Genomic DNA, 13,273 nt, shown 5'->3' on the forward strand with positions numbered 1-13,273 from the left:
CAGGAAATCGCAGGGCCCCGCCACAAGCGGGGCCCTGCGGGCATTTCCGGTCAGGCACGCGCCCCCTGGGGCACCTCCACCGCCTCGGCCGGCTCCATCGCGGGCCGGCTCGCGACCAGCGTCACCGCCACCGCGCCCAGCGCTCCCACGACCGCGAACGCGTAGAAGCCCCACGGGTAGGCGATCCCCGCCGACAGCAGCGAGCCGCCGAGCAGCGGGCCGCAGATCGCCCCGATCCGCCCCACCCCGGCCACGGCGCCCATCGCGGTCGCCCGGCCCGCCGCCGGGTACGCCCGGCCGACGTAGGCGTACACGAGCACCTGCGCGCTGAACACGAAGCAGCCCGCCAGGAACACCGCCGCGTACAGGCCGGCGCTCGGCAGCCTGACGCTCAGCAGCGCCAGGAAGACGGCCGCCGCGCCGAACCACGCGATCGTCGACGGCCGGATGCCGCGGCGGTCCGCGACGTACCCGGCCACGACCAGGCCGACGACGGCGCCCACGTTCAGCGTCAGCAGCAGGCTCAGCGCCGCGCCGAGCGGGTAGCCCGCCTGCCGCATGATCTCGGGCAGCCAGGTGTTCAGGCCGTACACCAGCAGCAGGCCCATGAACGACGCGATCCAGAACGCCAGTGTCGTCCGGACGAGCCCGCCCGCGAACAGCGTCCGCACGCCCGACTTCGGCTCGGCCGACCGCTCGGCGGCCAGGAACGACTCCGACTCCGGCAGGAACTTGATCATCAGCGGCACCAGGACCAGCGCGGGCGCAGCGCCGATCACGAACATCGCGCGCCAGCCCAGCGCCGGGATCACCGCGATGCCCAGCAGCGCGGTCACCACCGCGCCGACGTGGTACCCGGTCATGATGGTCGTGGTGGCGCTGCCGCTGCGGCCGCGCCTGGCGTACTCGCCGACCAGCGTGATCGCGGTCGGCAGGCAGCCGCCAAGGCCGAGCCCGGCCAGGAAGCGCAGCAGTCCGAAGACCGCCGCGGACGGCGCCACCGCGCACAGCGCGGTGAACACCGAGAACGAGATCACGGCGATGATCAGCGCCTTGCGCCGGCCGATCACATCGGTGATCGCGCCGATGACCAGCGCGCCGATCATCATGCCGACCAGCCCGGCGGTGGTCACCGCCGAGGCCGTGCCCGGCGTCAGGTCCCAGACGTGCTCGCGCAGCAGCACGGGCAGCACCGTGCCTAGGACCACGAGGTCGAAGCCGTCCAGCAGGACGGCTGCCCAGCAGAGCGGGAGCACCCAGGCACGGGCGGGTGGATCTTGGGTCGCCATCGGCGGCCTCCAGTGCACTAGGTCACGTTGAGCAATGGCTCATGTTCGATGAGATTTCAGGCACTGACCTGCGGAAACTTCCGCTGGTCGGAAACTCCGCCACAATGCGTCCATGCTCGAGACTGAACGCCTCATCCTGCGCCCCCTCACCGGCGACGACTTCGACGACTTCGCGGCGATGCTGACCCCCGAGGTCACCGCGGGCCTCGCCGAGACGGTGGGCGACTCCCCCGCCGACGCCTGGCGCAGCCTGGCCACGTACATCGGCCACCACCAGATCCGCGGCTACTCGCACTGGGCCGTCATCGAGAAGGAGACCGGCCGCTTCGCCGGCCACGCGGGCCCCTGGCGGCCGCACGGCTTCCCCGGCCTCGGCGTCGGCTGGTGCCTGTCCCGCGAGCACTGGGGGAAGGGCTACGCCACCGAGGCCGCCCGGGCGTCCCTCGCGTACTGTTTCAGCGCCCTGGACGCCGAGGACGTCATCTCGGTCATCCTGCCGGGCAACGACCGTTCCATCGCCGTCGCCGAACGCATCGGCCACACCCACCTGCACGACGCCGAGTACCGCGGCCGCAAGGTGCACATCTACGGCCAGAAGCGGAAGGTCACGCCAGCCGCGCCATGAACCGCTCCCGGTCGACGACGGCGCGCTCGATCCGTCCCCGGCCGATCTCCGTGCCGTCCTGACCGGTCGCCCGCACGTCGAACACCAGCCGCCGCCCCGCCACCTCGCGCAGCACCGCGACCACCACGACCCGCGCTCCCACGGGGCTGGCGGCGAGATGCTCCACCTCGATCCGCGTGCCGACCGACGTCCGCCCGTCCCCGAGCCGTCCCCGGACGGCCCGGACGGTGGCCTCCTCCATCAGCGCGAGCAGCCGCGGCGTCCCCAGAACGGGCAGATCCCCGCTCCCGACCCGTTCCGCCGTGTCGCCTGCTCCCACCACCGACTCGACTTCCCCACGAGCCCCGGCCTCCACCATGCCGCCTCCCTGAACACCCGCGAACGAGCCGAACGTACCGCCTAACCCCCAAGCCACTGATCACGAAATCGGGCTCGCCGCCACACTCCTTAGAGCCACCAGCCCATATGCCATGTGTCACCATGCGACCAAGCTTCTTGATCAAACCTGTTTTCGCAGGCCACGACGCCGACGCGCCTGCCACAAGTGCTATCGGCAAAGAGCCATATGTCTAACCGCCGTAGGCTTTGCCCCACATCGCACCACGCATAGGGCAGAATCGGTAGCAATCACCTCACCGCCAAGGACAGGCCAATGGTGCGATTGCGAACCCGCAGGCGACCGGAGTCCGGGCTCGGCTACCGCCTGTTCCTGCGGGTCGACGTGGAGAAGTACAGCCGCCTCGACACGCGGCAGCAGGTCAGCGCACAGACCGACCTGCGCCGGCTGATCGACGATTCCGCACGCCTCACCGGGCTCATGACCCACGACTGGTACCGCCAGGGCGCCGGCGACGGCGAGCTGGTCGCGTTCCCCGCCGACATCGACATCCTCCGGACGGTCGGCACCTTCACCCGCCGGCTCCAGGCCGGACTCCAGCGGCTGAACCTGAACCGGCATCCGGAACTGCGGCTGCGGGTGGCGTTCCACCACGGAACGATGGTGCCGGGCCCTCTCGGCCCCGCGGGCGACGGGCCGATCGTGGTCTCCCGGCTACTGGACGCCGACCCGCTCCGCGAGCACCTCGCCGAGCATCCCGACCGCGCCCTCGCGCTGGCGGTCTCCGAGTCGCTCTACAACGACGTGATCTGCACCGGCCTCTGCGAACTGGACCCGCGCAGGTTCATCCCGCTCGAAGTGGAGACCAAGCAGGTCGTCTACCGCGGCTACATCTACGACGACAACGGCACGCCGGCGTGAACCGCGCGTACGAGAGCGTTCCATTGCGTACGCGAGAGCGCCAGAGGCGGCCGGCCGATGTCCCTGGAGTCCCTGATGAGAACGGAGGGGCCGCAGCGCGCGACCTCCACGCAGTTGCCGCCACCGCTCCACCGGCTCTTCCGCCAATCCAGCCGAGGCCTTTCCAACGTCCGCACGCCCCTCTCCGATGGCCGAGCCCCCGCAACAGGGAACCGAGCCTCGCACGGATAGCCCTGCCTTTCGGTCCGCGGAATATCCGGAGAGACGGGGACTGCCGTACAACCGGCGAACGTCGGCGACCCCGCTCACTCCCGGGCCGAATGCAGAGTCCACCACAACGCCGTGTCGCACCCTGTCAAGGTCAGAGTGTAGGCGCTGCGCATAGATCAGACCATAGGGCGATCAACAACTCGCAGCCAGCATCGGCCCGGACCTCAGAGTTTTTCGGCGAGGCCGCTCAGCAATACGGCCGTTCCCTCCGGACCGAGCGACATACCGCGCAGCAGTTCGAAGCGTTCCCGGTAGCGGACGAAGTCCTCGCGGAAGTCGCGGCCCACGATCTCTCCCTGCACTCCTTCCAGATAAAGCACAGGGTCATCTTCGGGCGCCGCGAAATCGAGCATGTGAAAGGAACCCGCGAGTCCCGCGTGGGCACCCGCGTTGAACGGCACGATCTCAATCGTCACATTCGGCTGCTTGGCCATCTCCAGGAGGTGGGCCAGCTGAGCGCGCATCATGGCCGTACCACCGACGAGCCGGTGCACCGCCGATTCGTCGAGCACGTAGAAGAACTGCGGCGGATCAGGTCGCTCGAAGATCTCCTGACGACGGATCCGGACGTCGACCAAATCATCGATTTTGTCCGCGGACTCTTCGCCGCGCAACTGGAAAAGGATCTCCCGTGCATACGCACTGGTCTGCAGCAGTCCGGGAACGATCAATGGCTCGAACTGGCGGATGACACTCGCCGCCGACTCGTAGCCGATCAGCTCGAACAACTGCTGGCTGACCACCTTGCGATAGGCGTGCCACCAACCCTGCTCACGCGCGGCCCGGGCGAGGGTCAGAATATTGTCCACCCGTTCCCCGGTGACACCGTACGTCTGCAACAGGACCCGGACATCGGTCACGGCCACTCTGACCGTTCCGGCCTCGATCCTGATGATTTTGGAGAGGGACCACTCGAGCTCCTGAGCGGTCTGCTCCTGGGTCAGCCCGGCGGCCTCACGCGCCGCACGCAGTTCCATGCGAAGACGACGCTGGTGAACGGTCGGACTGTCCGGCATGCCCCTACCCTGCTCTGATCAAACCGCCACAGAGCACAGTGCGACCTCGCACGGTGCCTAGGGCGTTCAGACTAGTGCATGAAGGAACCTTTGATGCGCCCCCACGACCATTGGATGAGCCCTTTTTGACACCCGGCGCCCACCGAACCAGGACACGTAGCACCATTCAGGCAGGGAAGATGCACCACCTCCGCCTCGCCAGCAGATCGCACGCGCGGTCAGGAGTGAAACGGCCGTCACTCGGCTTCCGACGTCACCTCATAGCTGCCGACGGCGTCCCGCGAGACCGTCTCCATGAACGGCCGGACGTTGGCTTCCCATACCCAGCCCGCCGGGGCCTCACCGTGATCAGCCATCCGCCAGGGCTACCGGCTCCCGCCCTGCAACGCCACCCTGTTGCGCCGGCCGCCCCATCACTTTAGCCTTACTAAAGTAGTTAACGAGAGGAGACATACTCCATGAGTGCCGAAGAGGACGGCCGGGTGTCGGCTCGGGCGGTGCTGGACGAGGCGGCGCGGGTGCGGGAGCGGGCCAGGCGTTCAGGCCGCTGGCACAGCGTTTTCCTGGCGGTGTTCGGGGGAGCGGCGATCGCGTGGATCGTGCTGCTGGAGTCGGTGTGGCCCCATGGCGCGGCCCGGGCGTACGTCACCGCCGGGGGCGTGCTGTTCGTGGCGGCGGCCAACTGGTGGGCCGAACGCCGCCAGGTCCTGCCCGCCGGAGCCTCGCGCCGACTCGCCGTCGCCGGGGGCGTCTGGTTCGCGCTGTACCTGGTGGCGATCGGTCCGGTGGCGCGCTGGCGGCTGGAGGAGTCGCTGCCGGGGTGGATCGCGGCCGCGACCGTGATGGCCCTGCCGTTCTTCGTCGCGGCCTGGGCGGGGCGGCGGACATGAGCCATCCCCGCCACGAGCTGGACCCGGTGATCCATTCACCGGCGCGCTTCTCGATCATGGCGCTGCTGTCGTCGGTGGAACGGGCCGACTTCCGGTTCGTCCGCGACACGGTCCAGGTCAGCGACTCGGGCCTGTCCCAGCACCTCACCACGCTGGACAAGGCCGGCTACATAGAGATCCGCAAGGGGCAGGCCGGGCGGCGCACCACCACCTGGCTCACCGCCACCGCCGCAGGCAAGGCCGCGTTCACCGCGCATCTGGAGACGCTCAACCGCATCGCCGCAAGTCCGGCCCCGGAGGCCGAGGAGACCCGCCCTTGAAGGTCACCCTCCAAGGTGCGCCAGGAGATCGTCCCCCGCTGGGTACGGGCGCTCCCGCGGCAGCAGCCGGCTAGCGGAATCCAGGTCGCCCGGATCTCCCGCGCGAGCGGTGTCACGTCGTCGATGGAGACGGTCCACTCGTCCGCGTAGCGCCCTACGGCCACGCCGCGGGGAACGCGCCGTCCCGCGCCGCGGGCACCCCGATCTCCGGGGTGTACGCCTGGTAGACGGTGATCGTGGAAGCCGTGTACCGAGCCCTGATCCGCCGCCGTGGTTCTTCCATGCCCCGATGGTGGCGCCGAAGGCCACCCACCGGCCAACCGATTTCCGCTGACCGCGACCGCCCGGTCATACGGATACGACACGTACGGATTCGCCGCACAGCTTGATCATGTCGTCCTCGCCCGAGGTGAGGATGATGACCGGTCTGACCGCGTGCAGGGCGGTCGCTGCCACGACCGCGTCGATCGCGTACTTGTGCCCGTGCAGTCCCTGCGCGCGCAGCAACTCGATGGCCGCCATGCTGATCTCCTCACTCACCGGCTCGACTTTCAGCCGGGAGAGGTACCACCGCAGACGATCCGCCTTGGTGCGGACGTCCTGGGCCTCTATAGGGGTGCGGGCCAGCTCGGCCGTTCGGAGCAGGCGGCGCATGTAGGCGGCCGCTTCACCCCCTACATGGGGCAGGATCTGCTCGATCTCGGCGGCGGAAGAGCTGAGGATCCGCGAGCGATCCGCGTCGAGTACTCCGCGCGCCTCCACGTAGACCGAGACGCAGCCCGCCATCGCGGCATCGAGCTGCGCCACGTCCCTGTCCGGATCACCCGCCGAGTAGAGGCCGTCAGGCCACGGCGCCGATCTGTGCTCGGCCCACGACCTCGTTGAATGCCTCTCCGCTCACTCGGCGGGGGCGACGCCTATGGGGCAGGAGAGGCCGGTGCCGTCTATGCCGCAGTAGCCGTTCGGGTTCTTGTTGTCCGAGAGGTACTGCTGGTGGTAGTCCTCGGCGAAGTAGAAGTCGGTGGCCTTGGTGACCTCGGTGGTGATGGGGCCGTAGCCGGCCGCGGTGAGGACGTCCTGGTACGCGGCGCGGGACGCCTCGGCGAGCTTCTGCTGCATCTCGTCGCGGTAGAAGACGGCCGAGCGGTACTGGGTGCCGACGTCGTTGCCCTGGCGCATGCCCTGGGTGGGGTCGTGGGCCTCCCAGAAGACGCGGAGGAGGTCCTCGTAGGTGGTCCGGGACGGGTCGTAGACGACGCGGACGGTCTCGGTGTGGCCGGTCAGGCCGCTGCAGACCTCTTCGTACGTGGGGTTGGGCGTGTAGCCGCCCTCGTAGCCGACGGCGGTGGAGAGGACGCCCGGGGTCTGCCAGAACTTGCGTTCGGCGCCCCAGAAGCAGCCGAGCGCGAACTCGGCGATCTCGGCGCCGGCCGGGTACGGCGGGGCGAGGGGGGCGTCGAGGACCTCGTGCCTGGGCGGGACCGGGATGGGCTCTGCACGGCCTGGCAGGGCCTTCTCCGGAGACACCGGCTGCGTCTTCGCGAAGAACATGCCTTCAGGGTACGCGCTGGAGGGTGACATCAGTGTGGAGCAGGTTGGGTAATTACGGCCTGCTACGGTGACCGGCGTGAATCGTCAGGGGCTGCTGTGCGGGGTCGGGGCCTACGCGATCTGGGGGCTCTTCCCGCTGTACTGGCCGCTGCTCAAGCCGTCGGGGCCGGTGGAGATCCTGGCGCACCGGATCATGTGGTCGCTGCTCGCGGTGCTGGTGATGCTGGCGTTCGCGCGGCGGTGGGTGCGGGTGACGTGGCGGCAGGCGGGGCTGCTGGCCGTCGCGGCGACGGTGATCACGATCAACTGGGGCGTGTACATCTACGCCGTCAACTCCGGGCACACGCTGGACGCGGCGCTGGGGTACTTCGTCAATCCGCTGATCAGCGTGCTGTTCGGGGTGCTGGTCTTCCGGGAGCGGCTGCGGCCGTGGCAGTGGGCCGCGGTGGGGCTGGGCGGTCTCGCGGTGGTGGTGCTGAGCGTGGACTACGGGCGGCCGCCGTGGATCGCGCTGGTGCTGGCGCTGGCGTTCGGCACCTACGGGCTGGTGAAGAAGTTCGCGAACATGCCGTCGCTGGAGAGCCTCGCGGTGGAGACGGCGGTGCTGTTCCTGCCGGCGCTGGGGTTCGCGCTGTTCCTCGAGGGGCGGGGGGACGCGGCGTTCGGGCATGCCGGGGCCGGGCACGCGGTGCTGATCGTGGTGAGCGGGTTCGTGACCGCGGTGCCGCTGCTGCTGTTCAACGGGGCGGCGATCCGGCTGCCGCTGAGCGTGATCGGGATGCTCCAGTACCTGACGCCGGTGCTCCAGTTCGCCATCGGGCTGCTGGTGCACCATGAGGAGATGCCCGCCGGGCGATGGGCCGGGTTCATCCTGGTTTGGTTGGCCTTGTGTGTGCTGACCTGGGACGGCCTGCGCGCACAGAGATCGCCGGGTTTCGGCGCTCCCCTGGAGGAGGGGGCGTCCAAGCACTAAAGTGCCGGACGTCACATCGCTCGTCCCGAGGAGTCCGGTTGCGCCTGCTCAGCTTCACCGTGGTGGGAGCGGCCGTGATCGCGGCGGGCCTGGCGGCCCCCGCGTCCGGCGCGGAGGACGTCCCGGGCGACGGGATGAGCGTCACCCCCGGTGTGGCGCGGCCCGGCGAGCGGGTACGGGTCAGCGCCCCCGGCTGCAAGGGGCGGGCCGAGTCGATCGCGTTCACCGAGGGGGCCCGGCTCGGCGGCCGCGGTTCGGCGCGGCTGAAGCGCAGCATCGGCGCGGGCACCTACACGGTGGTGGCCGATTGTGGCGGCCGGCAGGTGAGCGCGCGGCTGACCGTGTCGACGGAACGGTCCTGGCCGTCCCTGCTCCCTGGCGCACTCAACCCGCAGATGGCGCGGGCCACCGGCTGAGCCATTCGCGCCATTCCGCCGAGCGCGCGAGATTTTACATCCGCCGGGGAGCGGGACAGCACGCCTCACGACCGGCGCCGGACTACTCCGGACTTCTTTTCCTGGGCTAAGTAAGCCATTTCCGCAAAGCGATCACGGAGAGTGATCATTCCGGGCGGATCGTCACGGCGGGTGCCCTGACAAGCGGCGTCACGACAATTGACGTTTCTCGGGAAAGTGATGAAGGTCACTGCAACCACCACATATTTCCTACCGATCGGGGCCTTGATCTCGTTATTTGATCATGTGATACTTCCCCGGAAACGAACATAACTGACAAGCTTCGCAGAACCGTAGAGAACGCCCGGCGATCCACACTCGTGCCGCCATCGACGCGCCCGGGGCGGCCCTTCACAACGCTGACAGCGCACCTGAGAGGCAGTGGGGAATGACCGTTGACGTCGCGCCGAACACGGCCCAAAAGGCCAGGTCCTTTCCGCTTTATCGAACACTCTCTCGATTTGTCCGGGACCCGCTGCGGGAACTGGAGCGCATCAGCCGGACGGCCGGCGGCGAGCTGATCAAACTGGACCTGGGAGCGTCGCGGCCCTACCTCGCCACCCACCCCGACCACGTCCAGCAGGTGCTGCGGCGCGAGTCGGAGAACTTCGTCCGGGACGGCATGTTCTGGCGCCCCCTGCGCGGCCTCTTCGGCGCCAGCATCATGTCCGAGTACGACGAGTGGGAACTCAGCAAGCGGGTCCTGCAGCCGGTCTTCTCCACCAAGCACGTCCGCGCGCTCACCGACGCCATGGCGGACGCCATCAACCAGGCGGTCGACACCTTCGAGGAGCCCGCCCGCAGGGGCGACACCATCGAGGTCCTCCCCGAGATGGGACGGATCGTCCACGAGACCGTCATCAAGGTGCTGTTCGGCGACAAGATCAAGAAGGCCGAGGCGGACCTGCTCGTCCCCGGCATGGAGAACCTGGCCACCTCGATCGCCTACCGGTTCCTCCTGCCGTTCGTGCCGCGCTCGATCCCGCTGCCCGGCGACCGCAGGTTCGGCGACGCGCTCAAGGTCATGGACGAGGTCCTGTACGAGCTGGTCGACCGCTACCGGGACGCCCCCGGCGAGGGCTTCGACATCTTCACCGCGCTGTGCCGGGCCCGGATGACCGAGGGCAGCGGCCTCGACGACGAGTGGATCCGCGACAACCTGCTGTCGATGTGGGCGACCAGCATCGAGACCACCACCGTCGCGCTGACCTGGATCTGGCCGATCCTGGAGCGGTACCCGGACGTCTCCCGGCGCCTCCGCGAGGACATCGACGAGGTGGTGGCCGGGGAGCGCGTCCGGCCCGAGCACCTGCACCGGCTGCCCTACGTCAAGCAGGTCATCCAGGAGCTGCTGCGGCTCTACCCGGTCGGCTGGATCTTCCCGCGGATCGCCCGGAACGACACCTGGATCGGCGGCGTACCGATCAGCGCCGGGGACACCGTGCTGGTGAGCCCGTACCTCACCCACCGGCTGGAGGAGGTGTGGGAGCGCCCGCTGGAGTTCGACCCCGAGCGGTTCTCCCCCGAGCGCGCGCGCTCGCACCACCGGTACGCCTACTACCCCTTCGGCGGCGGCCCGCACATGTGCATCGGCCGGCACGTGTTCAACTTCGAGGCCGAGCTGATCCTGACCAGCATCCTCAGCCGGTTCCGTCCCCGGGTGGAGAACTCCGAGGAGGCCATCGCCAAGATCGGCGCCACCATCCGACCCCGGACCGACCTCCGGATGACGCTGACTCCCCTCCGGGGCGACCGGTGACCGGGCGCGGCCGCGTCCCGGCGGCGGGGAGCCGCTCGTGAGCGCTGCCCCCGGAGGCGATCCCATGCGGGACGCCTTCGGTGCCGGCAGGGTCATGGCCCAGGCGGTACGGGCGGCCCGGGAACTGGTCCGGAGCGCCGAGGCGCATCCCGGGCTGTTCGCCGCGGACGCCATCGACGCCACCACGTTCAACGCCCTCGCCTGCGCCAACGCGTTCGCCGCGGCCGGGGTCGGGGCGCGCGGGATGCGCGTCCTCAACCGCACGGCGCTGTGGCTGTTCGGCCTGGACTGGCTGGTCGACCACAAGGCGGCGGCGCTCGCGGAGATCGAGGACATCAACGGGCGGGTGCTGGCGGTGCTGGACGGCGCCGCCCCCCTCCCCGGCGACGTCCTCACCCCGTTCCTGGCCGAGATCAGGGACGAGGTCTCGGAGTCCCCCGCGTTCCCGCGGCTCCGCGACGCCTGGCGGGACGCCCTCGTCCGCGTCCTGGACGCGGGCGCGCGCGAGTGGGAGTGGAAGGCGGCCGCCGCGGCCGGCGACCGGTCCGCGCTGCCGTCCCTGGACGCCTACCTGGACAACGCCGACAACATCGGCTCGGCCTGGGTGAACCTCTCGCACTGGATCGCGCTCGCCGACCCGGCGACGGTCGAGCACGTCGCGCCGCTGCGGGAGGCGGACAGGGAGGTGCAGAAGGCGCTGCGCCTGCTGAACGACCTGGCGACCTACGAGCGCGACCTGGCCTGGAACGATCTGAACGCCCTCATGCTCGTCGACGACCGCGCGGCCGTCTCCGACCGGCTCGACGCGATCGTCCGGAACTGCCGCGCCCTGCTCGAACCGCTGCGGGACGCCTGCCCGGACGGGGCGGACTACCTCGCCCGGCAGCTCGGCTTCAACTCGGCCTTCTACGGGGCCAGCGACTACTGGGGGTCGCATTGACCACCGACGAAGCCCTCACCACCGCCGGATTCCTGGACGTCGCGGCCGCCGCCCGCGGCATCGTCGACGACCTGGTCGCCTGGCCGGGGGGCCGCTCGTCCCCCTCGGTGTACGAGACGGGACGGCTGGTGTCGCTGGCGCCGTGGCTGTCCGGGCAGCCGGAGCGGCTCCGCTACCTGGTCCGAGCGCAGCGCGCGGACGGCGCGTGGGGCCTGCCGCACGACGGGTACGCGCTCGTCCCGACGCTCAGCGCGACCGAGGCGCTGCTCGGCGCGCTGGACGGCCCGGAGGATCCGGCGGGGCCGCCGCGGGCCGAGCTGCTCAAGGCCGCCGACCAGGGGCTTCGCCGGCTGCACGGCATGCTGGCGTCCGGCCGCGTCGAGGACGTGCCGGACATGCCGGCGATCGAGCACATCACCCCGTACCTGATCGAGCGGATCAACGTCCGGACGGCCGGCGGCGGAGCCGGGACGGCGGCGGGCCTGGGGGCGGGATCCGGACCGCCCGCCGGGCTGGAGTCCTGGCAGGACGCGGGTCCGCTGCGCGCTCCCGAGGGGATGGGCGGCGAGCTGCTGCACCTCGTCCGGGAGCTCCTGGCCGAGGGGCGGTCCGTCCCGCAGAAGCTGCTGCACGCGCTGGAGATCGCGGGCGGGACGGCGCGGGCGGCGCCGTCGGTGCGGCCCGAACCGTCCGGCACGGTCGGCGCCTCGCCCGCGGCCACCGCCGCCTGGCTCGGCGGTCCCGGCACCGCGGACGGCCCGGCGCGGGCGGCCGAGCGCCGGTCGGCGCGCGCCTACCTGGAGGCGGCGGTCGCGCGGTACGGCGGTCCGGTCCCGGTCGCGACGCCGATCAGCGAGTTCGAGCGCGGCTGGGTCCTGGGGTGGCTGGCGCGGGCGGGCGTTCCCGTCCCGGCGCCGCCCGGGGTGCTGGACCGCCTGCTGGCGGAGCTGACCGCGGCACTGGGCGAGTCGGGCACCGGCGGCGGAGCGGGCCTGCCGCCCGACGCCGACTCCAGTTCCGGCGTCCTGTACGCGCTGTCGCTGCTGGGCCGCCCGTACCCGCCGGACCTGCTGTGGAAATACGAGACCGAAACGCATTTCTGCACTTGGCAGGGCGAAGACGGGATATCCATCACTACGAACGCGCACGTTCTGGAAGCCTTCGGCCACTATCTCGAAAGCACGGGCGGGGGCGAGCGCGCCGTCCGGTACGCCGCCACCGCGGCGAAGGTGTCCTCTTGGCTTTGCGACCAGCAGGACGATGACGGCGCGTGGCGCGACCGCTGGCACGCGTCCCCGTACTACGCGACAGCCTGCGCCGTTCCCGCCCTCGACGATTTCGGGACGGGCCCGCGCGCGGCGCGGGCGGTGGACCGCGCGCGGCGCTGGGTGCTGGAGACGCAGCGGCCGGACGGGTCGTGGGGGCGCTGGGACGGGACGGCCGAGGAGACCGCGTACGCACTGCAAACGCTGCTGCTGCCCGGCCGTCCGCCCGGGGAGGACGTGCTGGAGGCGGCGCGCGGGGCGGTGGCGCGGGGGGCGGCGTACCTCCGCGGAGCCGCCCTGCAATTCTCCCAAACCGGACATGAGCCATTTAACTTCATGGAAGTGTCCGAACCGACCTTATGGCATGACAAGGACGTATACCACCCAACCACTATCGTCCGGACGGCCATCGTCGCGGCCCTGCACCTCGCCCAGACCAGTCGGTTTGTTACCTTGGCGTGAATTCCCTCACATGCCTCCTGGAGTGGGGCCTAAAATTCTGGAAGTAAACGATTCACCTTGAGTGGTTATGGGCAGGTTGGTATGGTTCTGCATGCACGAAACCAGGTGATGCCGGCGTGCATTGACCGACCCCGCTACCCCTAGCCTCGCAGCCGGGACGCCGCCGAGCATTGCAAAGCACCTTGACATTTGTTGGGCGA

Annotated in this window: 16 protein-coding genes; 9 read left to right on the plus strand and 7 right to left on the minus strand. The window is 70.1% G+C overall.

The window, feature by feature from the left end:
* Positions 1 to 50 precede the first annotated feature (50 nt).
* Entirely contained in the window at positions 51 to 1,289 is a 1,239-nt protein-coding gene (locus ACA361_RS06250; RefSeq protein ID WP_375010793.1) for an MFS transporter, read from the minus strand.
* A 112-nt stretch (positions 1,290 to 1,401) separates the two neighbouring features.
* Between ACA361_RS06250 and ACA361_RS06255 the strand changes: the two genes are divergently transcribed.
* A complete protein-coding gene (locus tag ACA361_RS06255) occupies positions 1,402 to 1,914 on the plus strand; it encodes a GNAT family N-acetyltransferase (protein ID WP_375010794.1) in 513 nt (170 codons plus the stop codon).
* Here the strand turns inward: ACA361_RS06255 and ACA361_RS06260 are convergent.
* Entirely contained in the window at positions 1,895 to 2,272 is a 378-nt protein-coding gene (locus ACA361_RS06260) for a thioesterase family protein (RefSeq protein ID WP_375010795.1), read from the minus strand. The genes ACA361_RS06255 and ACA361_RS06260 overlap by 20 nt on opposite strands.
* A 294-nt stretch (positions 2,273 to 2,566) precedes the next feature.
* Here ACA361_RS06260 and ACA361_RS06265 point away from each other — a divergent pair, with 294 nt between their 5' ends.
* Entirely contained in the window at positions 2,567 to 3,172 is a 606-nt protein-coding gene (locus tag ACA361_RS06265) for a hypothetical protein (RefSeq protein WP_375010796.1), read from the plus strand.
* Here the strand turns inward: ACA361_RS06265 and ACA361_RS06270 are convergent.
* Positions 3,145 to 3,348 (minus strand): DUF397 domain-containing protein, encoded by a 204-nt coding sequence (locus ACA361_RS06270; RefSeq protein ID WP_375010797.1) that lies wholly within the window; start codon positions 3,346 to 3,348, stop codon positions 3,145 to 3,147. The genes ACA361_RS06265 and ACA361_RS06270 overlap by 28 nt on opposite strands.
* A 258-nt stretch (positions 3,349 to 3,606) precedes the next feature.
* A complete protein-coding gene (locus ACA361_RS06275; RefSeq protein ID WP_375010798.1) occupies positions 3,607 to 4,419 on the minus strand; it encodes a helix-turn-helix domain-containing protein in 813 nt (270 codons plus the stop codon).
* 497 nt (positions 4,420 to 4,916) lie between these two features.
* Between ACA361_RS06275 and ACA361_RS06280 the strand changes: the two genes are divergently transcribed.
* Positions 4,917 to 5,348, plus strand: coding sequence for a hypothetical protein (locus tag ACA361_RS06280; protein WP_375010799.1), 432 nt, complete (start codon positions 4,917 to 4,919; stop codon positions 5,346 to 5,348).
* Positions 5,345 to 5,668 (plus strand): transcriptional regulator, encoded by a 324-nt coding sequence (locus ACA361_RS06285; RefSeq protein WP_375010800.1) that lies wholly within the window; start codon positions 5,345 to 5,347, stop codon positions 5,666 to 5,668. Before ACA361_RS06280 ends, ACA361_RS06285 begins: the two co-directional genes overlap by 4 nt.
* 154 nt (positions 5,669 to 5,822) lie before the next feature.
* Here the strand turns inward: ACA361_RS06285 and ACA361_RS06290 are convergent, their stop codons facing one another.
* The 3 genes from ACA361_RS06290 to msrA form a co-directional block, all read right to left on the minus strand.
* Positions 5,823 to 5,951 carry a DUF4291 family protein gene (locus ACA361_RS06290; protein ID WP_375010801.1) on the minus strand — a complete coding sequence of 43 codons (129 nt, stop codon included), beginning with the start codon at positions 5,949 to 5,951 and terminating at the stop codon, positions 5,823 to 5,825.
* A 65-nt stretch (positions 5,952 to 6,016) separates the two neighbouring features.
* Positions 6,017 to 6,475: a hypothetical protein gene (locus ACA361_RS06295; RefSeq protein WP_375010802.1), complete on the minus strand. Its 459-nt coding sequence runs from the start codon at positions 6,473 to 6,475 to the stop codon at positions 6,017 to 6,019.
* Between the two features lie 90 nt (positions 6,476 to 6,565).
* Positions 6,566 to 7,219, minus strand: coding sequence for a peptide-methionine (S)-S-oxide reductase MsrA (msrA, locus tag ACA361_RS06300; protein WP_375010803.1), 654 nt, complete (start codon positions 7,217 to 7,219; stop codon positions 6,566 to 6,568).
* Between the two features lie 76 nt (positions 7,220 to 7,295).
* On the opposite strand from msrA, the gene rarD reads away from it, so the two are divergent.
* From rarD to ACA361_RS06325, 5 genes are all read left to right on the plus strand, one after another.
* Entirely contained in the window at positions 7,296 to 8,192 is an 897-nt protein-coding gene (gene rarD / locus ACA361_RS06305; protein ID WP_375010804.1) for an EamA family transporter RarD, read from the plus strand.
* A 38-nt stretch (positions 8,193 to 8,230) separates the two neighbouring features.
* Positions 8,231 to 8,608, plus strand: a complete 378-nt coding sequence (locus ACA361_RS06310) for a hypothetical protein (protein ID WP_375010805.1) — start codon at positions 8,231 to 8,233, stop codon at positions 8,606 to 8,608.
* A 427-nt stretch (positions 8,609 to 9,035) separates the two neighbouring features.
* Complete coding sequence (locus ACA361_RS06315; RefSeq protein ID WP_375010806.1) at positions 9,036 to 10,406, plus strand: cytochrome P450; 1,371 nt, start codon at positions 9,036 to 9,038, stop codon at positions 10,404 to 10,406.
* 37 nt (positions 10,407 to 10,443) lie between these two features.
* On the plus strand, positions 10,444 to 11,346 hold the full coding sequence (locus ACA361_RS06320) for a terpene synthase family protein (RefSeq protein ID WP_375010807.1): 903 nt from the start codon (positions 10,444 to 10,446) through the stop codon (positions 11,344 to 11,346).
* Positions 11,343 to 13,073, plus strand: coding sequence for a prenyltransferase/squalene oxidase repeat-containing protein (locus ACA361_RS06325; protein WP_375010808.1), 1,731 nt, complete (start codon positions 11,343 to 11,345; stop codon positions 13,071 to 13,073). Before ACA361_RS06320 ends, ACA361_RS06325 begins: the two co-directional genes overlap by 4 nt.
* The last annotated feature ends 200 nt before the right edge of the window (positions 13,074 to 13,273 follow it).

This window comes from Actinomadura sp. 21ATH (genome assembly GCF_041951345.1).
GTDB lineage: Bacteria > Actinomycetota > Actinomycetes > Streptosporangiales > Streptosporangiaceae > Spirillospora.